The 25,341-nt window shown below is 59.8% G+C and carries 17 protein-coding genes; 7 read left to right on the top strand and 10 right to left on the bottom strand.

Going from position 1 to position 25,341, the window contains the following annotated elements; translation table 11 throughout:
* Window positions 1-10 precede the first annotated feature (10 nt).
* From HSW_RS21675 to HSW_RS21660, 4 genes are all read right to left on the bottom strand, one after another.
* Window positions 11-3,133: a SusC/RagA family TonB-linked outer membrane protein gene (locus HSW_RS21675; RefSeq protein WP_052346740.1), complete on the bottom strand. Its 3,123-nt coding sequence runs from the start codon at window positions 3,131-3,133 to the stop codon at window positions 11-13.
* A gap of 897 nt (window positions 3,134-4,030) precedes the next feature.
* Window positions 4,031-6,034 (bottom strand): 7TM diverse intracellular signaling domain-containing protein, encoded by a 2,004-nt coding sequence (locus HSW_RS21670; RefSeq protein WP_044003839.1) that lies wholly within the window; start codon window positions 6,032-6,034, stop codon window positions 4,031-4,033.
* A 43-nt stretch (window positions 6,035-6,077) separates the two neighbouring features.
* A complete protein-coding gene (locus tag HSW_RS21665) occupies window positions 6,078-7,961 on the bottom strand; it encodes a cellulase family glycosylhydrolase (protein WP_081768555.1) in 1,884 nt (627 codons plus the stop codon).
* 174 nt (window positions 7,962-8,135) lie between these two features.
* Window positions 8,136-12,542, bottom strand: a complete 4,407-nt coding sequence (locus HSW_RS21660) for a carbohydrate-binding protein (RefSeq protein ID WP_052346738.1) — start codon at window positions 12,540-12,542, stop codon at window positions 8,136-8,138.
* 481 nt (window positions 12,543-13,023) lie between these two features.
* Here HSW_RS21660 and crtD point away from each other — a divergent pair, with 481 nt between their 5' ends.
* From crtD to HSW_RS23260, 3 genes are all read left to right on the top strand, one after another.
* Complete coding sequence (crtD, locus tag HSW_RS21655; protein ID WP_052346737.1) at window positions 13,024-14,517, top strand: 1-hydroxycarotenoid 3,4-desaturase CrtD; 1,494 nt, start codon at window positions 13,024-13,026, stop codon at window positions 14,515-14,517.
* A 106-nt stretch (window positions 14,518-14,623) separates the two neighbouring features.
* Window positions 14,624-15,307 carry a carotenoid biosynthesis protein gene (locus HSW_RS21650; protein ID WP_071883159.1) on the top strand — a complete coding sequence of 228 codons (684 nt, stop codon included), beginning with the start codon at window positions 14,624-14,626 and terminating at the stop codon, window positions 15,305-15,307.
* A 70-nt stretch (window positions 15,308-15,377) separates the two neighbouring features.
* On the top strand, window positions 15,378-15,989 hold the full coding sequence (locus HSW_RS23260; RefSeq protein WP_052346736.1) for a TetR/AcrR family transcriptional regulator: 612 nt from the start codon (window positions 15,378-15,380) through the stop codon (window positions 15,987-15,989).
* 65 nt (window positions 15,990-16,054) lie between these two features.
* Here HSW_RS23260 and rpiB read toward each other — a convergent pair whose 3' ends face one another.
* From rpiB to HSW_RS21630, 3 genes are all read right to left on the bottom strand, one after another.
* The gene (gene rpiB, locus HSW_RS21640) at window positions 16,055-16,483 is read right to left on the bottom strand and encodes a ribose 5-phosphate isomerase B (RefSeq protein WP_044003838.1); all 429 of its coding nucleotides are present in this window, start codon (window positions 16,481-16,483) and stop codon (window positions 16,055-16,057) included.
* A 102-nt stretch (window positions 16,484-16,585) separates the two neighbouring features.
* On the bottom strand, window positions 16,586-17,443 hold the full coding sequence (gene tatC / locus HSW_RS21635; RefSeq protein WP_316931398.1) for a twin-arginine translocase subunit TatC: 858 nt from the start codon (window positions 17,441-17,443) through the stop codon (window positions 16,586-16,588).
* 136 nt (window positions 17,444-17,579) lie between these two features.
* Entirely contained in the window at window positions 17,580-18,869 is a 1,290-nt protein-coding gene (locus HSW_RS21630) for a serine hydroxymethyltransferase (protein WP_044003837.1), read from the bottom strand.
* A 380-nt stretch (window positions 18,870-19,249) separates the two neighbouring features.
* On the opposite strand from HSW_RS21630, the gene HSW_RS21625 reads away from it, so the two are divergent.
* The 3 genes from HSW_RS21625 (at window position 19,250) to HSW_RS21615 (ending at window position 23,041) form a co-directional block, all read left to right on the top strand.
* Entirely contained in the window at window positions 19,250-21,484 is a 2,235-nt protein-coding gene (locus HSW_RS21625; protein WP_044003836.1) for a beta-1,3-glucanase family protein, read from the top strand.
* 128 nt (window positions 21,485-21,612) lie between these two features.
* Window positions 21,613-22,125 (top strand): hypothetical protein, encoded by a 513-nt coding sequence (locus HSW_RS21620; protein WP_044003835.1) that lies wholly within the window; start codon window positions 21,613-21,615, stop codon window positions 22,123-22,125.
* Between the two features lie 109 nt (window positions 22,126-22,234).
* The gene (locus HSW_RS21615; RefSeq protein WP_044003834.1) at window positions 22,235-23,041 is read left to right on the top strand and encodes a hypothetical protein; all 807 of its coding nucleotides are present in this window, start codon (window positions 22,235-22,237) and stop codon (window positions 23,039-23,041) included.
* A gap of 75 nt (window positions 23,042-23,116) precedes the next feature.
* Here the strand turns inward: HSW_RS21615 and HSW_RS21610 are convergent, their stop codons facing one another.
* The 3 genes from HSW_RS21610 to HSW_RS21600 form a co-directional block, all read right to left on the bottom strand.
* The gene (locus HSW_RS21610) at window positions 23,117-23,815 is read right to left on the bottom strand and encodes a metallophosphoesterase (RefSeq protein ID WP_044003833.1); all 699 of its coding nucleotides are present in this window, start codon (window positions 23,813-23,815) and stop codon (window positions 23,117-23,119) included.
* Window positions 23,816-23,881: 66 nt separating this feature from the next.
* Window positions 23,882-24,091 carry a hypothetical protein gene (locus tag HSW_RS21605; protein WP_044003832.1) on the bottom strand — a complete coding sequence of 70 codons (210 nt, stop codon included), beginning with the start codon at window positions 24,089-24,091 and terminating at the stop codon, window positions 23,882-23,884.
* Between the two features lie 62 nt (window positions 24,092-24,153).
* On the bottom strand, window positions 24,154-24,654 hold the full coding sequence (locus HSW_RS21600; protein ID WP_044003831.1) for a hypothetical protein: 501 nt from the start codon (window positions 24,652-24,654) through the stop codon (window positions 24,154-24,156).
* A gap of 121 nt (window positions 24,655-24,775) precedes the next feature.
* On the opposite strand from HSW_RS21600, the gene HSW_RS21595 reads away from it, so the two are divergent.
* Window positions 24,776-25,333 carry an NADAR family protein gene (locus HSW_RS21595; protein ID WP_044003830.1) on the top strand — a complete coding sequence of 186 codons (558 nt, stop codon included), beginning with the start codon at window positions 24,776-24,778 and terminating at the stop codon, window positions 25,331-25,333.
* The last annotated feature ends 8 nt before the right edge of the window (window positions 25,334-25,341 follow it).

The following is a 25,341-nucleotide window of genomic DNA, read 5'->3' as shown; positions in this document are numbered from 1 at the left end:
AAGTAGAAGATTAGAACCCAATGTTCAGGCCGCCCATGAACACACGCGCCTGCGGATAGATACCCAGGTCAACGCCGCTGGCACTCACCTCAGGGTCGTAGCCGGTGTATTTGGTGAGCGTAGCCAGGTTCTGGGCCGTGAAGTACACGCGCAGCTGCGAGGCCGAAATACGGCTCATAACGCTTTTGGGCAGTGTGTACCCGAGGGTCAGGTTTTTGAGGCGGACATAGGAGCCATCCTCAATGAAGTGCGTGGACACCCGCAGGTTGCGGTTGGGGTCACCGTTGATGGCACGCGGCACATCGTTACTGGTACCCTCGCCGGTCCAGCGGTTCAGAATGCGGGTTGTGCCGTTGGTGGTGCTGTACAGCGCGCTTTCCGTGATGTAGCGGTTGAGGTTGTACACATCATTGCCCTGTACGCCCTGAATGAAGAAGCTCAGGTCGAAGTTTTTGAAGTTCAGGGTATTGGTGATGCCAAACGAGAAATTGGGGTTCGGATTGCCGATGAACGTCCGGTCGAGGTCGGTAATCACGCCGTCGCCGTTGGTATCCCGGAAGCGAATGTCGCCGGGGGCGGTGCCGGTTTCCTGCTTGGGAGCGGCGTCTACTTCCGCCTGGTTCTGGAACAGGCCATCTGCCTGGAACCCATAGAACGAGCCAAATGCCTGGTTCACGTCATAGCGCACAATGGTGCCACTCAGGGAGCCCTGCCCGTTGTAGGGTAAACCGGCACCCAGGTCTTCCAGCTTGGTTTTGAAGGCTGACACGTTCAGAGTCGTGCTCCAGTTCAGGTCCTGGCCGCTGCCGGTGAAGTTGTGCGAGGTCAGGCTCACGTCGATACCCCGGTTGTAGGCGGAGGCGGCGTTGCCCGGCACCGATTCGTAGGTACCCGAAACCAAGGAGGGGGGAATGTTGGCAATGAGATTGGGCGAGTTCCGGTTGTAGAGGTCAATGGTGGCCTCGAAGCGGTTATCCAGCAAGCCCAGGTCAATACCGAAGTTCGCCTGGTCGTTGTATTCCCAGCGCAGATTCGGGTTGGCCAGGCGGGTAGGAGCCCCCCCGATGTTGATGGCCCCATCGGGACCCAGCGGGTAGTTGGCCCCGAACCGGATGGCATACAGGTACGCGAACCGGTCGGCGTTCAACTCGTTGCCCACGCGGCCGTAGCCGGCGCGCAGCTTCAGGTTGCTGATGACACTGTTGCCCTTGAGGAAGTCTTCCTCCGAAATGCGCCAGCCCACCGAAGCGCCGGGGAAGAAGCCGAATTTCTCACCTAGGTCAAAGCGCGAGGAGCCGTCGCGACGAACAGTAGCTTGGAAGATGTACTTCCCGGCAAACTCGTAGTTGATCCGGCCGAAAAGGCTGGCCAGACGCCGGCGGGTATCAATGGTGCCGCCGTTGTTGAGCTGTGGGTTGATGGGGCCCGCGTTAATCGTCTGCAGGTCGTTGCGCAGATAGAGGGAGCGGTAGGCCGCGACGTTGCTGAAATTGAACTCCTGGGCCGACTGGCCCAGCAGCAGCGTGAACTGGTGCTTATCGGCAAACAGGTGGTCGTAGGTTGCAGTGTTTTCAATCAGGTACGTGGGCGCGTAGCTGGAGGTAGCCGCTGCGCCGGCCGTTATGTAGCGCTGAGTGTAGCCAGCCAGTTCCGGGCCTTTGGGGGCAAAGCTGTTGAAGTTGTCGAAGATCAGGTCGGCACCCACGTTGGTGCGGAAGCGTAACCCCTTGATGGGCTCCAGCTCGGCAAAGAAGGTAGTAATGGCCCGGTTACGGGTAAACTTCTGGTTCACGCGCTGCGAAGTAGCCAGCGGGTTTTCCTCCGTGAAGTTGTCTTCGGCGCTGTTGGGCTGGTACCAGTAGCCATCGGGGCGATAGGGCTGCACCGTGGGCGGAATGCGCAGCAGCTGCTGCACCGCGCCGTATTCCCCGTTATTGCTCGTTACCTGCCGGTCGCTCAGGTGCGTCAGCGAGATGCTGTTACCCACCTTCAGCATGCGGCCTACCTGCACATCTCCGTTGGCACGCAGCGTAAACCGCTCGAAGTTGGTGCCCAGAATGATGCCGTCCTGCTGGAAATACGTGCCCGACAGGGCGTAGCGGGATTTTTCGCTGCCGCCGGTGGCGGAAAGGGAATAGTTCTGGATTTTGGCCCGGCGGAACAGCAGGTCCTGCCAGTCGGTGCCTTCGCCCAGAGCCGAGGGGTTGCGTAGCTTGTCCAGAGCAATGGGCTTGCCAGCCGCCAGCAACGACTCATTATTGATGGTGGCGTACTCTTCGGCGTTGAGCAGGTCTAGCTTGCGGGCTACCGTCTGCACCCCGCGGTACACATCCAGGTTAAAGGTAGACTGACCAGCCTTGCCCCGTTTGGTGGTGATGATAACTACCCCGTTGGCCGCCCGCACCCCGTAAATAGCCGTAGCCGAGGCATCTTTCAGGATGTCAATCGACTCAATGTCATTGGAGCTGATGGCGTTGAGCTGGTTGTCGCCGCCATCGGGCAGCGGAAAGCCGTCCACTACATACAGCGGGTTGTTGTTGCCGGCGGATGTGATGCCACGGACCCGTACGGCGGTACCAGCGGCTCCGCCCGGCGCGCCACCGTTGGAGGTAATGGTCACGCCGGCCACTTTGCCCTGGATTGCTTGCGTCACATCGGGCACCGGCTGGCGCACAATGTCAGCGGCCCCAACAGACGAAATAGCGCCCGTTACGCTGCCGCGTTCCTGCGTGCCGTAGCCTACTACTACCACCTCGCTCAGCGCGCGCGCATCTTCCGTCAGCGTTACGTTGACGGAAGTAGAAGCACCGGTTACCGGCACTTCCCGCCGGGTGAAACCAACGTAGCTGATAACCAGCGTGGAGTTTTCCGGTGCGTTCAGGCTAAAGCGGCCGTCCGCATCGGTAGTAGCCCCGATAGTGGTTCCCTTGACAATAATGGTCACGCCCGGTAGCGGGTCCCCGTTGCTCTGAGTCACGCGACCCGAAACAGGAACATCGGCCAGCGTGGCGAAGCGAGTGGCAGCTTCCGGAGCGCCAATGGGAGTGGCTGCCAGCGCAGGCAGGGTTGGCAAACCGCAGGCCGCCAGCCACAATGCCCGGCGGAACGCCTGAGTGTAGAGGTGTTGGTTCATTGATGTGTGGGAATTGAGGGAAGTGAAAAGCAGGTAAAACCCGGTGATAATGTGGCCTGACCCTGGGGAGGTATGGCTACCGGAAAAATCAAAAAGCGTCTACAGCCACCTTGCTGGTTCAGGCAGTAAGCCGGGGTGGCACTCAGAGGAGCATTACACTACCTGCGGAAAGAATACTGGCCGCCTTGCAGGCAGTGATACAGGACGGACTGAATAACCGGAGGCAGGCAATCTGAAACCGGAACCGACAGCCGATTTTATGGTAGTCCAGCGGATAAAGCAGGAAGGCTGAGCTGTAAACGGGAAGTCGTGACCCAAATATATCCGACCTTGTTTCGGAAAAGCAATAGTGAAAACTGCCTATACGCGCTGAAAATGCGGTTTTTGAGCCTAAGTCACAACTGTATTATACACTTACAACACACGCAAAAGAGGCGCTTATCGGGCTTGTAAGGCACCGTCGGGCCTTCCGTCAGGGCAAATGCAACACGTAAAAAACAATCAAAAAAACACCAGTTATTCTTAACTTTTTTTGCACTTACGTGCACCTGAGTGGCCACTTACATACCAAACTTACGCTATTCTGAAAACAGAGGTGCGATGGACTGGCAGGACTGAATAGCCAAGCAGGATGACCAAGTAGGCTATCAGTTGGAACAGGGGAGGGGCAGTCTTGATAACAAACCTGAATGAAGGCGCTCAGGAGCAGCCAGCGCCTGGGATTCATCCGTTTCATAGGTTGCCCTGATAGCTACATCAACGGCAGATTTCTGCGTTGAGGAGTGTGCTGCAGCTGCTTTTCACTGGTGGGTTGTTTCGCACGCCGGCATCGGCCCGGTAGCTACAGGCTGCCAAGCTGATGCCGGCGTGCGGCCGGTATTCTGGTTAGCGGCAGGGCTATGCCTGAGCGGCCGATTCTTCCGCTACTGTTTCTTCGGCCTCCGTGGTAGTAGCATCCAGCAGTACGTGCGTCCAGCCTTCATTCTCGTCGAAATCGGGGGCGTGGCGGCGGCGGCGCATGGCTTCCAATACCTTCTGGCTGAAGCTCCAGCACGTGCCCTGGCGCAGATCAAGTACGCGGGAAAGCTCCTGGGACGAGTAGTTGCCCTTGTGGGTATAGATCAGAAAAACCGCGTAGAAGGCCTTAATAATGGAGAACTTACACTTCTGGAGCAGCGTGTAGGCCGTAGCCGACTCCACATAGCGGCATTTGGTGCAGCGGCGGGAATGAGGTTCGCGCCCGTCGCAGTATTTCTCGTGGCCGCACTTGCGGCAATGGTAGCCCTCCGCCCATTTCAGGTTGGCCAGGTAAGCCAGGCAGGAATCCTTATCGGGGTAAATCTGGCTGAATTCCCCGAAATCTACCTCCTTGGAGAGCACCCGGGCTGTTTTTACTTCCTGCAGATCTTGCTGCAGCTCGGTATTCAGCTTCTCAATGGCCGCTGACTGCAGGGCCAGTAACCCGTTGGCCTGCACCAGCTCCCGGTTCTGAGCAGCAATGGTATCACTCTGGCGGCGTAGCTCCTCAGTGCGCTGCGCTACCAAACCTTCCAATTCTGTGTTTAGTTGGTCTTTAAGCGTCTGATTGTGATGTAGTTGTTCTACCAGTTGCTCCTGTACCTGGTGCTTTTTGCGCAGCTGCTTTACCAGCTTATCCTGGGCCCGGATGGTGGCATCCTTGATGGCTTTAATCTTTTCGCCCAGCGCGTATGACAGCACGACTACCTCAATGACAAAAGCCACGTTCATGCTGTACACCGTAGCCGTACTGGTGAACGTGCTGATACCCAGCTTACGCAAAATCAAAAAACCGACACTGATGGCCACCAGCGCGTGGGCCAGCAGAAAATAGCGGGCCGGGCGCTGGCCCCGTTGCCATACCCGTACGGCGGCATAGTACATGAGCCCATAGGGCAGCAGGTAAAACCAGAAACCCCAGCCCGAATGCAGCCACACGGCATCAATAATAAGGCCGCCCACGCTCAGCAGCACTACCCCTCGCACCCACTGGTCGAAATGAGGCAGCCGTAGGGGCATATCGAGGAACTGACGGGCGTAATAGCTGAACGTGAGCAGCAGCAGAATGGGTGAGCCAGCCACAATCAGCTCATTTAGCGCCGGATAATCGGGCCAGAGGTATTGAAACCCCAAGCCATCTTCCGACAGGAATACGAGGCTGCAACTGAGCACGTACAGCACATAGCGTAGGTAGGTTTGCTCGCCAATGAAGAGGTAGAGGCACAGATTGTATACCACCATAATCAGCAAAACCCCATAAAAAGCCCCCAACAAGCCATACTCCGTCTGAAAATGAACAGCCAGAGGCTGCTCGGTGCGCAGGCGGCTGAGGAAGGTGGTTTTGGAGCTGGAATTCAGCCGTAGGTAGTACGTCTGCGTCTGGTTGGGCTGCAGGGGCAGGCGGAACAGGAAGTTCTTGTAGGGAAACTTGCGGGTAGAGAGGGGAAAGGCCGAGCCGGTATAAGTGGGAGCGGCTCCATCGGCCGGGAAAAACTCCACGCTGTTGAGGTGGGAGTCGAACATTTCCAGGTACCAGTGCTGGCTCAATTGGCCCTCAGCCCGCACCACCAGCCGCAGCCAGTATGCTGAGCCTGGATGCTCCATAGTGGTGGTAGGCAGCAGGTTACCCGCCTGAAACTGGCGAGCCCGGGCTGGTTCGCGCACCTCCGCCAGCGTGAGCTGACCGGAGGGGTCTTCCAGCACGCTGTAGCAGGTAGGGTCAACAAACAGCTCTTCCAGCGCCGGTGTCACCCGCAACGTATCGGCGGGGCGGGCACTGGCTGGCTGGGGGCCGAGGAAAGTCAGCAGCCACAGGCCGCTTAGCGTCAGGAAAGAAAACCAAGTAGCCCGACGCGGTGGGAGGTGGGAGGATACGAGCTTCATGGTGACTTGAAGATACACAAAACCCGGGTACGTACTCACTTACTCACTGGCCACCCGCGCTGCTGCTGCCGGATGCCGGAGCAAAGCGCAGCCAACCCAGCTGGCTCACGGGTTGCTCAATCATCAGCCGCAAGGTATGCTGGCCAACCGGTAACGCCGGGGTGGTAAGGGAAACGGTGGTCCACTCGCTGCCGGGCGTAACGGCGGCAGTTCCGACCGGCAGTTCTCCCAGCAGCAAAGCCAGTTGCCCGGGCGTACTGCCCGGCTGTACGCGCAGCTCGGCTTTGTAAGGTCCTGCTTTAGTAATGTTTACTGTGTAGGTGAGCCACTCGCCGACGGCCAGCTTCTGTACCGCAAACCCGTTGGCCATTTCGGGGCAGGCGGTGATATCCACCCCATCGTTGCGGTAGGCCCCGCCGTGGTTGTGCGGCGTCAGGTCGCGGTAGTCGATGCGGGCTGAGAAGTCGTCGTGGTAGGCTACCCCATCGCGGCCCAGGTCGTAGTCGGTGGCCGCAATGGTACCCGGAATGGTAAGCTGGGCAAATGGAGCCCGGAAGTCGGCGGGTTGAGTCAGGGAGGTTGCCACGTCGCGGTTGATCTGGCAATTGGCAAACTGTACGTTACGCAGCAGTGCCGTGCGGCCGGCCGGCGTGAGGAGGCTACCGTAGGGAGCTACCCGCAACAGGCCGGCCCCGGAATCTACACGCTTAATATTCCAGTGGCACCAGCCAATATTACGGGCATTTAGGCCCTGTACGGCGGCCCCAAACCACTCATTGGAGTTCTCTCCGGTTTCACCCACCCACACCGGCACCTGCCACTGGTCCCGAAAAGCCGCCAGATTAGTGAGCAGGTTGATCTGATTAGGATTGGGGTCGGTGGCCTCGGCCGTGTTGGGGCACCAGTAGCGGTGGGCGTTGTACACCAGGTTAGCGGTACTTTTTACCTTCAGCTTGTCCGGCGTGAGGTTGGTGTATTCATTGCCGTAGCCGTTGCCTTCCAGCATCAGCAGGTGCTGGTCGTTGCGGGCCCGCACGGCGTCAATCAGCCGGGAATACAGCGTGTTGAGCTCCTGGTTGTCGGCCGATAACCCATTTGCCGCGTTCAGATTGTGAGGCTCGTTGATGAAGTCGTACATGGCAATGGCAGACTCATTGCGGTACTGGTCGGCCAGCTTTTCCCAGAGCCGTACGGTCATGTCTTGGTAAATCAGGCGGTCCTGGGCATCATGGCGCTTCCACAGGTCGAGGGGGCGGAAGTTGTCGTTGATGTTGCGGTCGGTGCCCTGGCCGCCGGGGGCTGCGTGCAGGTCCAGCACCACGTACATGTTGTTGGCCGCGCACCATTTTACCACGTCGTCGATAAACCGGAAGCCATCCAGCTGTTGCGTTTTCGTGAAGAGCTGGTCGGCATCGTACCACTGGCTGAGCTGCTGCACGTAGGCATCCAGCTTCTGCGGGTTGTGCGGGTCGCGGATGACATTGGTGCGGGCGTGGCGCTGCTCCGGGGTCAGAAATAAATCATAGTGCAGCGGCAGCCGGACGCAGTTGAATCCCTGGCGGGCCAGGAAGTCGATATCGGCTTTGGTGATAAACTTCTGGCGGTACTGGCGGTAGAACTTCTCCATTTCGGTCTCCGGCATGGTCCGGAGCAGGCCCTGCCTGATGCGCCACTGGCTGTTAAGCGAATCGGTACCCAGAATATAGCTCTCCTGGAGCAGCCAGCCGCCCACGTTATAGCCGCGCAGTATCACTTCCTGACCGGCCGCGTTCAGCATTCTGGTTCCGGCAGCGTGCAGGGGGCTGAGCTTCTGAGCTTCGGCCGGGTTACCGGCAGCCACCAGCATACCGCCCAGCAGCAGCCCCAGACAGCCGGAAAAAAAAGACGCCTTGCGTTGGCCCGTTACCGGCCTGTTTCGGCAAATCATACTAGCAAAAAATTAAAGGGGAAGAAGCACAGGGAGGGTGAAAGAGAAAAAAACAGGGCGGAGATACTCCGCCCCGTTTCCGCTTTTTCTCACTCGTTGAGGTAGTTGCTCCGAGTAGGCAGAACCAGGGCAGCAGTTCCTTGCAGGGACCTGCTGCCCAATGCACCGCGGAGATTATTCTTTGATAAACTGCTGCACTGTGGCGGCACCGGTAGCGCCGCGCAGGGTGAGGAAGTACAGCCCGGGCCGCAGGCTATGCACGTCAACTACCGAATAAGGCTGGCTGGCGGCTACTTTCTCTGTGTGCACCAGGCGGCCCAGCGCATCGGTGATGGTCAGGGTCGTGGCACCGTTGGCAGGTACCGTGAGCTGGGTGCTGGCCGGATTGGGGTAGAGGCGGGCTTCGGGAGCCACGGCCGTGGAAGACGCTAGGGCCGTGCGGCTGCCAGTGCAGGTGGCGCCGGCGGTGTAGCTGTGCGGGGTGGCGCTGGAGTTACGCTCGGCGGTGGTAGTGCCCACGCGGTAAGTGAAGTAGAAGGATAGAGCAGCGCCGGCAGTCTGGGCCTGGGAGAAAGTGAAGTTGCTGCCCGAGGCCGTCATGTTGTAGCCGGTGTAGCCACCGGTGCCCACTTTCACATAGAGGAGGGCCATGTTGCTGCCCGCAATGGGACCGAGCGGGATGAACTTCCAGTTCACGGTTCCATTGGTGGTCGATATCTCGTAGCTGTAGTCACCGTTGGCTACGGTGCCGGTGCAGGCGGTGCTGCCGGTTCCGCCGCCGCTGGCCGCCGTGCCATACACTTCCAGCTCATACAGCGAATAGCCGTAGCTGGCCCCATTGATAACGGCCCGGGCCGTGCCGTACATCCGCACGTAGCGTCCGGTGCCGGTCAGACCGGTGTGGTCGTTGGTGAGGGTAGCGTTGCCGGTTACCGTTTTGATGGTCGTCCAGTTGGTGGCATCCGGGGACACCTGCACCAGGTAGTCCTTGCCGTAGGCCGCTTCCCAGGTCAGCTTCACGCGGTTCACGTTATAGCTGGCGCCCAGGTCCACGTAAATCCACTGCGGATCGGCAAAGGCGCTGCCCCAGCGGGTGCTGGTGGTGTTGCCATCCACGGCGGCCGAGCCGGGCGTGCCGCTGTTTTCGGTGGAAGAGGTGACGGTAAGCTTGTTCAAGGCCAGGTTGGTGGCCGTTTGGGTAGCCGAGGCAAAGTTGAGCCAGTTGACGTTGCAGCCGGTGGAGGCGGCGGCGTAGAGGCGCAGGGTCTGGTTGCCGGCCGGCAGCGTTACGCTGGTGCTAATAGTCTGCCAGCTCTGCCAGCCACCGGTATTCCCCACGTTGATGCTGCCCAGCACCGCGCCCGCGCTGGTGCGCAGCTGCAGCGTGGCCCCACCCGTGGCCGAGGCTACCCGGAACTGGGCCGTGTAGGAGCCGGCCGTGGCTACGTTCACGGTGTAGTCGAGCCAGTCGCCGGTGTCGAAGTAGTCCACGTTCTGGCCGCCGCCGGTGTCGGTGGTGGTTTCCTTGTCGGTGCCCTGCTGCGCGGTGAAGCTTTCGGCCTCAATCTTACCCGGAATGGCCTGGGCGGCGGGTGTGGAGCCCACCGTTACGCTCACGGCTCCGGAGGTAGTTACGGCCCCGGCGTTGTCGGTGGCTTTGGCCGTGAGGCTGTAGGTGCCGGCCGTTACGCCCGTCCAGGAGTAGCTATACGGGCTGCTGGTGTCGGTGCCGAGCAGTGTCGAGCCCTGGTAGAACTCCACTTTGCTGATGCTGCCATCTGGGTCGGCGGCGTTGGCGTTGATGGTAATGCTGGCCGGAACCGTGAAGGTAGCGCCGTTGGCCGGCGAGGTCAGGCTGACGGTGGGGGCTACGTTGGTAGGGGCTGTACTGGCGGTGAGGCTGCGCAGGTTGTCGATGTAGTATACTGTGCCGGTAGTCGAGTTCGGCGCGAACAGCAGCACCACGTTGTCCACCTCAGCATCGGGCGTGCCGGAATCAGGCGAGTTGGCGTAGCTGAAAGTGAGCGTGTGCCAGGCGTTGCTCTGCTTCACCACAGCCTGGTAGATGCTGTGGCGGCCTGTAGGGTAGTTGTTGGGGTTGGAGAAGGTGCTGCTTTCCAGCTGCCACGACACCACCGTGCCGGCCGGAGCAGAGGTGTACACGTCTAGGGCAAACACCTTCTGGCCCGCCACATAGGCACTGCCATCCTTGATCTGGGTGCTGGCCAGGGCCAGCGCATCGTACTGCGAAGCCGCGTTACGGGTATACTGGCCCACTTTGGCAGAGGTGTTGATGCCGGTGGCGGCGGGGTTGTTGGCCGCCGCTACGTACGTGCCATTCGCATTCCGCAGAGGCAGGTTGCGTACCGCGTCGTAGTTCTCGAAGGTGGTGCCGGCCGAGTAGGTCGGGGTGGCCTTCTTGGCAATCCGGATGTTATCAATATAGTACGTTTCACCGGTGAAAGCTCCGCTGTTGAACAGCACCGCCAGTTGGTCAATGGCCACGTTGGCCGTGCCCGCGTCAGGAGCGGTGTTGAAGGCAAACGTGAGGGTCTCCCACTGGTTCTGCTTGCTGGTGTTGGCCAAGTAGGTGCTATTGCGGCCGGCCGGGAAGGAGCCTGTGGGCGCGGCCGCCGTCTTGTTCTGCAGGGTGATGTTGATGGGCGTACCCACCGGGGCCGAGGTGTACACATCCACCTGCAACTGGTAGGTCTGGTTCTTGAACAGGCCCGCGTCCTGAATCACGGTGCCTGGCGCGCCGGCATCGAAAAACAGCACGTCGTACTGCTGGGTGGAGTTGCGCACGTAACGGGCCACGTTGGCCGTGGTATTTACGCCGGTAGCCGAGGGGTTGGCCGTGGGGGCCGTGTACGCGCCGTTGGTGCTAGCCGCGTTGAAAGTCAGCTTGGCCGTACCGTCGTAGTTCTGGAGTACTTCTGTGGCGACTACCGGGGCTTCGGGCTGCTTCTTAATCAGGAGGTTATCCAGGTAGAAGGTGGCCCCGGAGTTGGTGGCCGGCTGCAGCAGGAAAGCCACGTTGTCGATGGAGTAGATGTTGGTACCCGCATCCAGGCTCTTCTCAAACTCAAATTCCAGGGTTTCCCAGGCGTTCTGGCGGGTGGTATAGGCGCGGTAGGCGCTGTGCCGCCCCGCCGGGAAGTTGATGGCCGTGGTAACCTGACTGTTCTCGAACTGCATGGTCACCTTACTGCCTACCGGAGCGGTGGAGTACACATCAATAAACACCTTGCGGCGGCCCGCCACATAATCGTTGGCATTGCCGATGCCCAGATTGCGCACGTACAGCACGTCGTACTGCTCCGAGGCATTACGCACGTACTGGCCCACTTTGGCGGAGGTATTGATAACCGCCGAAGGATTGTTCACGGCCTGCGTGAGCGTCCCCGTGACGGTGCCGTACGTAATGACACGGTTACTTTCGTAGTCCTCATACACGCGGTCCAGTTGTAGGGCCGGCGTCACCGTCAGGGCTTTGGAGTAGGTGGCCGTAGCGCAGCCGCTCACGGCCACTGAGGCCGTCACGTTACCACTAGTTGCTGTGCTGCTGAAGTTTACCTGAATGGCGTTGGTGCCCTGCCCGCTTACGATAGTGGCCCCGCTGGGCACCGACCACGTATAGGTGCCGCCGGTAATGGCTTCCATCCGGAAGGTCTTGTTTTGGTCGCCTTGATGGACCTGATCTACGCCCAGCACGGCGTAGTTGTAGGTACCCTTGTACACCCGCACGTAGTCGACCTGCGTAGTCACCGGGAAATCGGTGGGGGTAGGCTGCTGAAAGCCGGTGTAGGCCGTGCCGGGGCCGCCCACGGCCGTGTTCAGAATGATGTAGAAATTGCCGTCGTTGAAGGGCCAGCCGCCGGCAAAGGTGGTTTTAGGCGAGGCTGTGTGGAACAGGTTACCATCCACAAACCACTTAATCTGGTCGGGGCCCCACTCCACGGCATACACGTGGAAATCCTGGGATAAATCGAGAGTGGAAACGTAGTCGCGCCCGGTGAAGTGCCAGCCGCCCGCGTCGTAATGAATGGTGCCGCCCACCGACTTGGGGTTCTTGTGCTTGGCCTCCATGATGTCAATCTCGCCCGTGTAAGGCCAGTTGCCGGGGTCGGCCAGCATCCAGAACGCGGGCCAGGCGCCCTGGGCCGAAGGTAGCTTCATGCGGGCCTCAATGCGGCCGAAGCGGAAGGTCTGAAGGCCTCCGGTAGCGGTTACTTTCGACTGGAGCTTGGCGGAGGTGTAGTTGTAGGTGCGCCCGCCTTCCACCGTGTTTTCGTAGCGGGTAGCAATGTTCAGGAAGCCGCCCGTGACGGTGGCGTTGGCGGGGCGGTACACTTGCAGCTCGGCGTTGCCGAAGTTACAGTTGCCCACGTTGCACCCGTCGCCGTTGTACACCTGCCACTTGGCAAAGTCGCCGGCAGTATTGAACTCATCGGCCCAGACCAGCTGGTTGCATTGGGCCTGAGCCGTAGTTGGCTGTAGCGCCCAGCCTAGGCCTAAGGCCAGGGCCAGCCGCGCCCAACGCCCGAGCCAGCGGCCCGGAGAAGCGGTAGAAGTTTCCATGAAATGTGTGGGTGTTTTGGTAGGTAGGGCAAGGGCCGCGCATTTCCTGGGGAGAAATGGCACGGTAAACACGAAGGCGCAAAAACCGGGAGCAGCGTATAAATACAGAAGCGCAGCGGCTGTTGCGGCTGATCAAATGTAACGGTGTGTGATTTATAAAATCAAGCACTAAACCCTTGCTGCAAAGCAGGAAACAGGGTTTTTGCTTTACAGTACACGCGGTGCTATACGCTTACGGCACACGCGAAAAGCCTGCGTGGTCTGGTACAGGTACCAGGTCACACCAGAGGGAGGGGCGGCTAGAAAACACGTTAAAAAAAGCGCGCAACGGCTAAATATTTTTTCTGTTGCTCAATGAGGAAACTCATTGGGCTGCTTGAGCAAACATTTCCGGAAGACTGCTTGTGTTAGAGCCCCCGATAGTCCGTTCTTCGTACGGGCACTATCCGTTTAGTCCTCTCCGAATAATGTTCTTCCGCCAGTGCCGCATTCCAGTCCTGTAAGCTCCCCCCAATCTGTTGCCGTTATTGGAGCCGGCATTGCCGGTATTGCCACGGCGGTGCGGCTGGCCGTGCAGGGGCACCGCGTCACGGTGTTCGAGGCCCAGGAATCCTTTGGGGGCAAAATGCACCAGCTGGAGTTGCCCGGTGGCTACCGCTTCGATGGGGGGCCATCGTTGTTCACGCTGCCGCACCTGGTAGATGAACTGTTCCAGCTGGCCGGCCGCAACCCCCACGACTACTTCCGCTACCACCGCCTCGACCCGATTACCCAGTACTTCTTCGCCGATGGCACCCGCCTCACGGCCTGGGCCGATGAGGAGCATTTTGCCCGGGAAGTAGAGGAAAAGCTTCAGGTACCCGCCGCCGAGGTGCTGCAGTTTCTGCGCCGTAGCGGCCGGGCCTATGAGGCTACGGCCGGAACTTTCCTCCAGAAGTCCCTGCACAAAGTCGGTACCTACCTCAGCCCCGACGTGCTCAAGGCCCTGGCGGCGCTGCCGCAGCTGGGCCTTACCAGCACCATGCACAAGCGCCACGCGGCTGCTTTTCAGGACTCGCGCCTCGTGCAGCTCTTCGATCGGTTTGCCACCTACAACGGCTCCGACCCGTATCAGGCCCCTGCTACCCTCAGCATGATTCCGCACCTGGAGCACGGGCTGGGCGCTTATTACCCCGAGGGCGGCATCTATGCCATTGCCCAAAGCCTGGTACGGCTGGCCGAGGAACTGGGCGTACAGTTCCGCTACCGCGAGCCGGTACTGGAAATCCTGACGGCCGCCGGGCGCATAACCGGTTTGAAAACCAGCCTCGGGACATATGACTTCAAGCTAGTAGTCAGTAATATGGATGTGGTGCCGACCTACCGTCGTTTGCTACCTCACCAGCCGGCCCCGGAGCGCACTTTAAGCCAGCCCCGTTCATCCTCAGCCCTGATTTTTTACTGGGGCATCGGGCAACGGTTTCCGGAGCTGGGCGTGCACAACATCTTTTTCTCCCAGGATTACAAAAAGGAGTTCGAAGCCATCTTCCGGGAGAAAACCATTGCCGATGACCCTACCGTGTACGTCAATATCACCTCTGGCCACACGCCCACTGATGCCCCGCTCGGACATGAAAACTGGTTTGTGATGGTGAACGTGCCCCACAACCAGGGCCAGGACTGGCCCGCGTTGATCAAGCGCACCCGCACCGCCGTACTGGCCCGCGTAAGCCAGGCACTGGGCACCAACGTCGCCTCGCTCATCCGGGCGGAGCAGGTATGGGACCCGCCGGGAATCGAGGCGCGCACGTCTTCGTTTGGGGGGGCGTTGTACGGCAGCTCCAGCAACAATACGCTAGCGGCCTTTCTGCGGCATCCTAATTTCTCGGGGCAACTGCCGGGGCTGTACTTTTGCGGTGGCTCGGTACATCCCGGCGGCGGAATTCCGCTCTGCCTGCTCTCGGCCCGCATTGTCTCTGACTTAATTAAAAATTAAAAAATGAGGAATTAAGAATTGATGGGGTGATGGGTTAGGCATGCTTGGAGCAGGAGCCTTACCGGCCAATTCTCAATTTTTGATTCTCAGTTTTTAATTCATTCCTATGCCTGAACCTACGCAACAACTTTCTCCGCCGGCTACGGCGCTTCCTGAGGCCCAGACGCGGCGGCTACGCTGGGCGCAGGGCATTTTGTTGCTGTTCCACGTTACCGGTTTCCTCGGGCTGGCTTTTTCGCAGGACCCCAGCTTCTTTCTCCAGTTTGTGCCTCTAAACCTGCTGCTCACGCTGGGGTTGCTGCTCGCGTTTCAGCCGCGCCGGACGCCGGCTTTCTGGAGCTTCTGCCTGATGGTGATGGTGGTGGGCTTCTTGGTGGAGGTGGTCGGTATTCGTACAGGCCTGCTGTTCGGGCAGTATACCTACGGCCCTACGCTCGGGCCCAAGTGGCTGGAAGTACCAGTGTTGATTGGAGTGAACTGGCTGATTCTGACCTACTGCACTGGTATGCTGGCGCGCTACCTGCCCATTCCGGGCTTCCTGCGGGCCGTGGTGGCGGCTTTGCTGATGGTTGGGCTTGATATTTGTATAGAGCCGGTAGCCATTCGGTACGACTTCTGGCACTGGCAGTACGATGTTATTCCTTTGCTGAACTTCAAAGGGTGGTTTGCGGTCAGCCTGATTCTGCAGGTGTACTTCAACCGCGTGGAGTTCGATAAGCGTAACCCGTTAGCTTCCTTTGTGTACCTGGTGCAACTGCTGTTTTTTTTCGGGCTGGGTATGTTGCTCTGAGTCGTTGCGGCGTTAGGCGAGTGCCGGCTCGTAGGGATAGGAAGTGATTAGTAATTTTTTATCCTTTTCCATGCAGGAATTAGTACTCCACCAGTTGCTTGATCGGGCCAACACGTTATTCCGCCAAGTCGGAGTCGGGTTGATTCACGAAGAACAGCTGGCCGCCGCCCTCGATCTGACCCCGGCAGCTTTTCGGGAGCAGTTTGGCTCTAAGGCCGAACTGCTGCTGGCCGTTACGCAGCGCAACCTGTTGCGCCAGCGCCAGGAGCACGAGCAATTGTTCGCCAACCTCGCCACGCCCGCTGAGTGCTTGCTGGCCCTGCTACATCACAGCCTGCACGAGCTGCGCCGCTCCCCCCACCACGACTACCACGTCATGCGGGCGCGGTTCCCGGAATCGTGGCAGCATATTCAGGAGTACCTGATCAATTACTCCCAGCCGCTACTGGTGCGGCTATTGCAGGAAGGCATTCAGGAGGGCCAGTTCCGCGCTGATGTGGATGCCCGGGCCATTGCGCACGTTATTCTGGCACAGTTTAGCCTGGTGCTGAACGAGCAATTCTTCCCGCCCGAACAGGTAAACTTGGCCGATGTGTACCGCAATATCTTCGCTCCGTACGTGCGCGGCCTCTGCACCACCGCCGGCCTGCGTTTGGTAGGCCCGCTGTTCGAGCGGATGTAAGCGGACAAGGGTGAAATTGTGAGAGGCCCCATTACGAATGGCCTCTCACAACTTCACCCTTGATGCTAACAGCTAATCTTATCCACCCGCGTTTGGTGGCGGCCTCCTTCGAAGGCGGTATTGAGGAACTGGCTGGTGATGGCGCGGGCAGTCTCCTCGTCCACGAACCGGGCCGGGATGCACACTACATTGGCGTCGTTGTGCTGGCGAATGAGAGAGGCCACTTCCGGCTCCCAGGCCAGTCCCGCCCGGATGCCCTGGTGCTTGTTGGCCGTGATGCATACGCCGTTGGCCGAGCCACAGAGCAGAATTCCGCGCTCAAACTCCCCGCGCTCCACGGCCAGGGCCAGTGGGTGCACATAATCAGGGTAATCCACCGAATCGGGGGAGTGGGTACCGAAATCCTGCACCTCGTAGCCGTTGTCGCGCAGCCACTGGAGCAGCATCTGTTTCTGGTCGAAGCCGGCGTGGTCGGAGCCGATGGCAAGTTTCATGGCAGTAGGAAAAATGTGGTGGAATTTAATGGGTATGAAAAATGTGGCGAAGTGCAGCCTTGTGCCACATTTCGCCACATTTTTATTTGCTCTACATCATCTCTAAGCAATTCCCTGGTTTTCGGCCAGCTGAGCATTGAGTGAGGCAGTGCGGCCCCGGCTCACCACGCGGGCAATGTTGATGCTCAGCTCGTAGAGCAGGATGATGGGAATGGTTACGATGATCTGAGCCGATACGTCGGGGGGCGTGATGATGGCCGCAATAACCAGAATCACCACGATGGCATGCTTGCGGTACACTCGCATGATTTCGGGGGTAATCAGGCCGGCTTTGGCCAGGAAGAACACAATCATGGGCAGCTCAAACACGAAAGCGCACGAGAGCGACATGGTGGTGAGCGTACTCAGATAGCTCTGCATGTCAATCTGGTTTTCGATAGTAGCATCCACCACGTAGCCGGCCAGAAAGTTGATGCTCATGGGCGCGGCAATGTAGTACCCGAACATCAGCCCCAGCGCAAATAGTACCGAGACAAAGAATACGGCCCCTTGGGAGTTCTGCTGCTCGTGCGGGTACAAGCCCGGCTTGATAAAGCGCCACAACTCCCAGAACAGATACGGGAACCCCAGCACCAACCCCACAATAAACGACGTGCTGATGTGCATGGTCAGCTGCCCGCTCATCTCGCGGTTCTGAATCACGAAGCCAATTTTATCAATGCACAGGCTGGGCGCATGCAGAAACTCACCGGCCCGGCAGAACATGCGGTAGGTCCAGAAATCGGGCCGGGAGGGCCCCAAAATCAGGTCGTGAAACAGGAAATCCTTGGCGAAGAAGGCCCCGGTGGCAAATATCACCACCGCAATGGCTGCGCGGATGATGTGCCAGCGCAGTGCTTCCAGGTGGTCTATAAACGACATTTCGTGCTGTTCGCCCAGCACGGGTTGAGTAGGATCCAAGAGGTGAATGGGTGAGTGAGTGAATGAGTGAAGTGGCAGGCGGTAATGAGGAACAAACGCAATTTGGGCGCAACAGGATGTTAGGCCGGCTGCTTTGCCGTTCACTCATTCGCTCACTCACCCATTCACCCATTGATTAAGAGAAAAGCGGATACTGCTGCATCCACTCGTTAATCTCGCCCCGGATGCGGCTGATGCGGGTGTCGTCGGCGTTGTGGGTCAGTACCTCGTCGATGAAGTCCACGATGCGCACCATGTCGGTTTCCTTGAGGCCGCGCGTGGTGACGGCCGCCGAGCCGATGCGCATGCCGCTGGTCACGAAGGGCGACTTGTCATCGAAGGGTACCATATTCTTGTTGATGGTGATGTCGGCCTTAATAAGGGTGTTTTCGGCCAGCTTGCCGGTAAGGCCCTTGCTGCGCAGGTCAATCAGCATCAGGTGGTTATCGGTGCCGCCCGAAATAATCTGGTAGCCGCGCTCCACGAAGCCGTTGGCCAAGGCTTGGGCGTTGCGGATAACCTGGTGGGTGTAGTCGGTATACGCGTCGCTCAGGCACTCCCCGAAGGCCACGGCCTTGGCCCCGATAACGTGCTCCAACGGCCCGCCCTGTGTACCCGGGAACACGCCCGAGTCAAGCAGGCTGCTCATCATCCGGATTTCGCCTTTCGGGGTTTTCAGGCCGAAGGGGTTTTCGAAATCCTTGCCCATCATAATCAGGCCGCCCCGGGGGCCGCGCAGGGTTTTGTGGGTGGTGGTAGTTACAATGTGGCAGTGGTCGAAGGGGTTGTTAAGCAAACCTTTGGCAATGAGGCCCGAGGGGTGCGAAATATCGGCCAGCAGCAGCGCGCCTACCTCATCGGCAGCTTCCCGTAGGGCTTTATAGTCCCAGTCGCGGGAATAGGCCGAGGCCCCGCAGATGATGAGCTTGGGCTGCTCACGGCGAGCGGTTTCCTTTACTTTCTCCCAGTCGATGAGGCCGGTTTCGCGCTCCACGCCATAGAAGGAGGGCTGGTAGAGCTTGCCCGAGAAGTTGACGGGCGAGCCGTGGGTGAGGTGGCCGCCGTGGCTCAAATCAAAACCCAGAATTTTGTCGCCGGGGTTGAGGATGGCCAGCATCACGGCCGCGTTGGCCTGGGCCCCGGAGTGCGGCTGCACGTTCACCCACTCCACGCCGAACAGTTCCTTGGCGCGGTCAATGGCCAGCTGCTCAATCTGGTCTACGATTTCGCAGCCACCATAGTAACGCTTACCGGGCAGGCCCTCGGCGTACTTGTTGGTGAGGATGGAGCCCTGGGCCCGCATCACCTGCTCCGACACGTAGTTTTCGGAGGCAATGAGTTCAATACCGTGAGTTTGGCGCTCTTTCTCCTTCTGAATCAGGTCGAAGACGGCGGTGTCGAGGGCGAGGGTGGCTTGCGTTTCCATAAGGCCAAAGGTAAGCGGAAATGATGATGGGCAAATGAGGTAGCACCGGGGAAGTGCGGAAGTTCTGCGCGGTGAAAACCAGGGTCTGTGGCAGACAAAAAAGCACCGTATAAAATTTAGTCATCGGGCAGGGAGGTAGCCGCCGGCCGCGTGTGCGGTAAGTGCAGCCGCTAAAGCCGGCAACCTGGGTGTCAGGAGCAGGGCAGCTGGTGGGCGTGTGCAGTAAAGAAAGCCGGCATGTGGGCTAACCGTAGCCGGGGAAAACGGGCTTGCCCTGGCCCTTTTTGCGGAGAGGTGCCGGGCTGTACTTTGACGGGCCATTACGCCCCGGTGGGGCGGGCATCCTGTTCATTTCTCTTTCCACAACCAACTTCCTACCCATGAAAAAACCTACTCTACTGGCCTGGTGCCTTCTGTTGCTGGGGGCCCTGCTTCCTTTGCTGGGCCGCGCCCAGGGCAGCATTCCGTTTACCATTGCCAACAACTCGCCCTTCCCCGATTCCGACCTGTACGTGGCCATCGTGGGGCTCGATCTGAGCGGCCGGCATGTGTGGGTGGACGCGCGCACCAGCCAGATTCTGCCCATGGACCGCAGTTACAACACAGCCCTCGGCCCCACCTACGACGGCAACACCGGACCGGGGCAGAACTCGCGTTACGCTGCCTGCTTTACCCGGCTCAGCAACGTGCCCAACAAAACCTTCACGCTGCCCCAGATCCAAGGCTGCCGGGTATTCATCAGCCGGGGCCAGCAGCTGTATCTGTACTTCTTCGGTGCCACGGGTGCACCTTCTGGCTACGCCGCGCCTAACCCGCAAAGTCCCACCGACCCCAATCGGGGGATTCTCTATGAATTCATTGAGTTGACCAACAATCAGTTCGGGTTCTTTGGCAACACTACCCGCGTGGATGCCTTCCGCTACCCGATGGGCCTGGAGCTATTCGGCAACGGCTATCAGAAGCGCACCGGGGAGCTGAAAAACGCCGCCGACATCGTGGCCGCCTACAAGGCCAACGTGCCCGTTGAGTTTCAGGGCACGGTGAACAACGCCACCGGCGAAATCAGCTTCCCTTCCAAAACCGCCGCCTTCTACGATGGCACCAACGGCACCACGCCCGGCCCCTACGGCAACTACTTCAAGGGCTACATCGATGCCATCTGGAACAAGTACAAGACCACGGACCTGATTTTCTTTGCCGGCAACGCAGGCGTGTTCAAGGGCCGCGTTGATGCCAACGACCGGCTGGTGGTAGTGGGCCAGTCGGGGGCCTTTGCGGGCCGGACGGGCATCATCAACGGCCGGCCTACTACCCAAATGGCGTTTGAGGGCAAGGGCCTCCTGGATAACCGGGTGAGTGACGGCGACTGTGACCTAGTAGTGCAGGCCCAGATGACGGCCGCCATCAACCGCCACGTAGTGAATACCACCGCCGCCAACCCCGGCCAGCAGAACTGGTACGACGCCAGCCAGTATTACCAGACGGCCCCGTTCAACTACTATGCTCGTTTCTGGCACCTGCCCGGCATCAGCGTGGATAACCTGAGCTACGGTTTTGCCTACGACGACGTGAACGACCAGTCGGCCACGCTCCAGACGCCTCAGCCTACCCGCGTAATTGCCACCTTCGGGGGCTACGCCGGCACCACGCCGCCCGTGGCCGGCGTCAGCACCGTGTATAAGGACTGCAACTACACCGGCACGGCCGTGAACCTGCCCGTGGGCGACTACAACTTGACTGCTCTGCAAAGCCGCGGCATTTTGAACGACGACGTGTCATCGCTCCGGGTGAACAGCGGCTATGAGGTAGTACTGTATGAAAACGACAACTTCGCGGGGGCCTCGCTTACGGTGGGCAGCGCCGGCAATAGCTGTCTGGTCGGTAATGCCCTGGGCACCGGCAACTGGAACGACAAAGCCACGTCCCTGCGGGTCCGCGCGGCCACTACCAGCACCTTTAGTCTGACCTTGCAGGCCGAAGCTGCCAACGTGAACAACGGCATGACTGTAGAAACCTGCACCGATACGGGCGGCGGCCAGAACATGGGCTACGTCGACACCGGCGACTACTTGGTGTGGAACAACATCAGCTTCCCCACCACCGGCCAGTACACCATTGAGTACCGGGTAGCCAGCGGAGCCGCCGGGGGCACCATCTCGTCGGATCTGAATGCGGGCACTACGCAGCTGGGCAATACCACCATTCCCGGCACCGGCGGCTGGCAGACCTGGACTACTGTATCCCGCACCGTCATCCTCAACGCCGGCACCTACAACTTCGGCATCTACGCGCAGTCGGGGGGCTGGAATATCAACTTCGTGCGCATCACCCGGGCCAGTACGGCGCGTACTGCCTCGGTAGCGGCGACGCAGCCGGAAGCTGAGGCCGCACTGCTGCAAATCTACCCGAACCCGGTGGTGGATCAGTTGGAGCTGACTTCGTCCACGAGCCTGACCGGCAGTACCTACCGCATCGTGAACGAGTACGGCCGCCCGGTAGCCACCGGTACGCTGGGCCGTAGCGTGCTGAGTGTTGCCAAACTGCCGGCCGGCGTCTACACCCTGCTGGTCACGCAGCCGGACGGCCGCACCACCGTACGCCGGTTCGTGAAGTAGCAGCTACGGTCGGAGTTGCTTTGTACGTTGAGCGGAGGCCGCCCGGGAGGGCGGCCTCTTTGCGTGTCGGCCTTGGCGGCCGCCGGGGCGTTGTCACCTAATACCGTCAATCCCGTATCTTGCCCGGTATGAACACGCCCCATCAACTCGCCGAAGTCCTGACCAGCCTCCGCATTGGTAACCAGTCGTTCCTGATTACCTTTTATGAAGAGAATCGGGACCTGTTTGCTCGCTGGGCACGCCGTCAGCACCAATTGGCAGCCCCGTCCTCGCATGAGTTGCTCCGGACCGTGCTGGTTGAGTTCTACGACCAGGTAGCGGACGGTCGCCTGACCAAGCTGCCGCCCGACCTGCGGGCCTACGTGTATGGAATGGCCGATGAGCAGGTGCGAGCTGCCCGTACTACGGAAGTATTGCCGGTGGTGGAGGCTGGCCGTCGGCAGCGGTTGCTGATGCTGTTTCGTCAGCAGGGGCTAGATTGCCAGAAAATTCTGATGTACTTCTACTTCCGGGGCTACAATTTCGAGAAGGTGGCCGGCAAGATGGGCTTTGCCAACGCCAATGTGGCCCGGATGCAGAAATCGGGATGCCTGCGCAAACTATACGAGTTGCGCCTGCGTACCGAAGCCGCAGTCAGCTAGCGCCTGTGCCGGCTTCTGCGTAGCTTAGCCCCAAGTTCCCCTTTCTTCTATCGTTCCGATGCTGCGCCAGCCCCCGGGTTGCGCGCCTCACTGGTCAGTACCCTGCTCCATGACCCTGCCTGCCTCCGATTTGCGCCCCTATCTCGAAGAGTTGGAACGCTTTGCCGATGGCCAGATGTCTGCCGCCGAGCAGGAGGAATTTGAAGTGCGGCTGGAGCAGGATGCGGAGTTATACCAGGCGTATCAGGCATACGAGCAGCTGTCGGCCGATTTGCGCTGGGTAGCCGGCCACGAAACCCTCTATCAGCGCCTGCTGGCCCTGGACCGCCGCCTCGACCAGCGGCAGGAGGCACTGTCCCGCATTAAGCGGCGGCAGCGCCGGGTGCAGCGGCAGTGGGGAGTGGTGGCCGCCGTGGGCCTGACGGTGTTGGCCGCCGTCTGGTGGTTCCTGCTGCGGCCTACTGCCCCCAATACTGAAGCCGCCTGGACGCGCTACTACGTGCCGGAAGTAGGCCTGACCGACGAGGTGGTGCGCGAAAGCCAGCGCCCTTTGCTGGCCGAAGCCATGCAGCAGTACCGCGCCGGTCATTACACCCCAGCCCTCTACACGCTGCGCCGCATTCCCAACAGCACTATCGGCCAAGATACCATTACGTATTACAACGGCATCTTCCTGCTCAGCCAGGACGACCCTGAGCAGATTAAGGCGGCCCAGCCGTTTCTGCGGCGCGTGGCCATGCAGTCTGGGTCCCGGCTGGCTGGGCGGGCGCGCTACCACCTGGGCATGGCCTATTGGCGCAACCAGCAGATTACGGCCGCCCGCAATACGCTCCGCTCCGTTGCCAACGATGCGCGTAATCCCTACCAGGAGGCCGCCCGCCAAGTGCTGCGCTCCGAAGCTTTGCCGCAGGAGTAGGAGCTGGAAGTCAACAAGTCAACAAGTCAACGTGCTGACGTAGACCTGTGAAGGTTTGCGTCAGCACGTTGACTTTCAACGGACTCCAATCGGATAGTCGTCCTCGATGTTGGGTTGCAGAAGCAACTCTTCGGTATCTAGGTTGAAGGCCGCTAAATTGCGCAACTCCGGGTTGTGGCGGTACACGCAGCCGGTATCCAGCCCGATGGCTCCAGTGTGGGCACTCACACGCCGCTGCACCTCCGCTACAGGCGTCGGAACGTGGCCGTGTACCAGTCGACGGCCGCCCAGCCGGGAGGCATCGAATACGAACTGCTTGATGTTGAGCATCGTGTGCCAGTCCTGACGCATTTCGGCAGGCGGTAGCCGAAAGTCGAAGCCGGCGTGTACCAGTACCCAGCCGGGAACTTCCAGCTGGTAGGGCAGCTCGTACAGCCAGCGCAGGTAGACGGAAGGAATATTCTCTGGCTTTTCTACCCCGAAACTGCCAAGCGTGAGCTGCCGGTCGGCGGCGGAGGCCCAGGTAAGGTGGGCGTGGCCCTGGGCGGCATCCAGTAGCTCCTGGTCGTGGTTGCCACGCAGGCAGGTAACCCGGTAGCCGCGCTGCAGCAGCTGCATCAGATAATCGAGTATGCCACGGCTATCGGGACCTTTGTTCACGTAGTCGCCCAGCACGTACAGCTCATCCTGAAGACGTAGTTTCAGCTGGTGTTCTACCAGGTGCTGAAAAGACCGGAGGCAGCCATGCAGATCGGTGGTAACGTAACGGGCCATAAGAGAGGGGGAAAACAAAAAAGCACCTGCTTTAACAGGTGCTTTTTACTTAAACAGATGCACCGGCTAGTAACCCGGCTTGTCGAGGTCAGGTTTGTGCAGGTTGCGGTTGGGGTGCCGGGTACCAGCATCAGTGGCCTCCTGTTCGAGGTGGTCCTCCGTCTGCTCATCGGTGGTGCCGGCCGGCAACGCATCAGCCTTGGGTGTACCGATATCGGCTTTCCGGTCGTGTTTTTCCTGTGATTCTTGATTTGCTTCACTGCTACGATGTGCCATGATAATCAGGAGTTAGGTGGAAACAGATACAAAGAGCTGATGCTGGTCAGCGAAGACGCGCCTTACTGCACAATGGCCGTATCGGTGGCGTCGGGGTCAGTGAGGTCGGCGTTGGTGCCCTGGCGGGCAAGGTCGGCGTTGGTGCCGGTGGGCTTGTCCATCTGGCCCATGCCCACGCGGGAGTCGGGGTCCTGCATTTCGTCGCGGCCGGCGCGCTTATCGTCCAGGTCCAACTCGTCTACCGGGCGGCGAGATTCCAGATCGGTATCGTCGTCGGCCGGCAGATCCTGGTTCGGGCGGTCAGGACGGCCTTCGTCGGAGGTGCGCATATTATCGGCCGGGTGCTGGGCTTTGTCAGCGTCCTCGTTTACCGATACGGCCGAAATGCCCGCGCCGCTGTCGGTGCCGTAGCCTTCTTTGCCTTCCCGGTTGCCGAAGCCGCCCCGGGCTGCCTCGTTCTTGGGTGGGTCGCCGCCGGGCGTGATGTGGCCGGCCGCCATTTCCTGTTCAGTTGTATCGTCGTTGATGACGCGCACGGGACGGTCGTTGGGGTCAATAGCCATAGGAGGTGAGCGGTTGAGGTGGGTAGTCGGTACAGCTAAGGTGTACTGCCGTTCCCGGATTTGGGTTTAGCTTTGGCCGGCTTCCGGGCCTACAATATTCCCGCACTCCCTCCTGCCTGATATGGCTACTGCCGAGCTTCCCGCCATCCGTTCCGTTGAAACGCTGCTGCGCCACTTGGCTGCCGGCTCTACCCCAAAGTACTTGTATTTCTGGGGCCATACTGGTCGGGGCGAGCTGGGCAAGGAGGTGTTCAGCCAGTGGTACCCAGCGGCCTTCGAACTGGATGGCGACACCTACGCCACGGCTGAGCATTACATGATGGCCGAAAAAGCCCGCCTGTTCAACGACGAAGCTACCCGGCAGGCTATTCTGCAGGCTCCGCACCCCGACGTGGCCAAGCGTCTGGGCCGCCAGGTGCAAAACTTTGAGGAAGCCCGCTGGGACGCGGCTCGCTTTGAGATAGTCGTGCGGGGCAACGCGGCTAAGTTCGGCCAGCACCCGGCTCTGCTCAACTACCTGCGAGCCACCGGCAGTCGGGTATTGGTAGAGGCCAGCCCGGTGGATGCTATCTGGGGCATTGGCCTGGCCCAGGACCATCCGCAGGCCGCCGACCCCGCCACCTGGCGCGGCCTCAATTTGCTGGGCTTCGCACTGATGGCAGTCCGCGATACGCTTTAATTCTGCTA

Source organism: Hymenobacter swuensis DY53 (genome assembly GCF_000576555.1).
Lineage (GTDB): Bacteria > Bacteroidota > Bacteroidia > Cytophagales > Hymenobacteraceae > Hymenobacter > Hymenobacter swuensis.
Note: the sequence above shows the minus strand (reverse complement) of the source record. Positions and strands in the feature narration are given on the sequence as shown.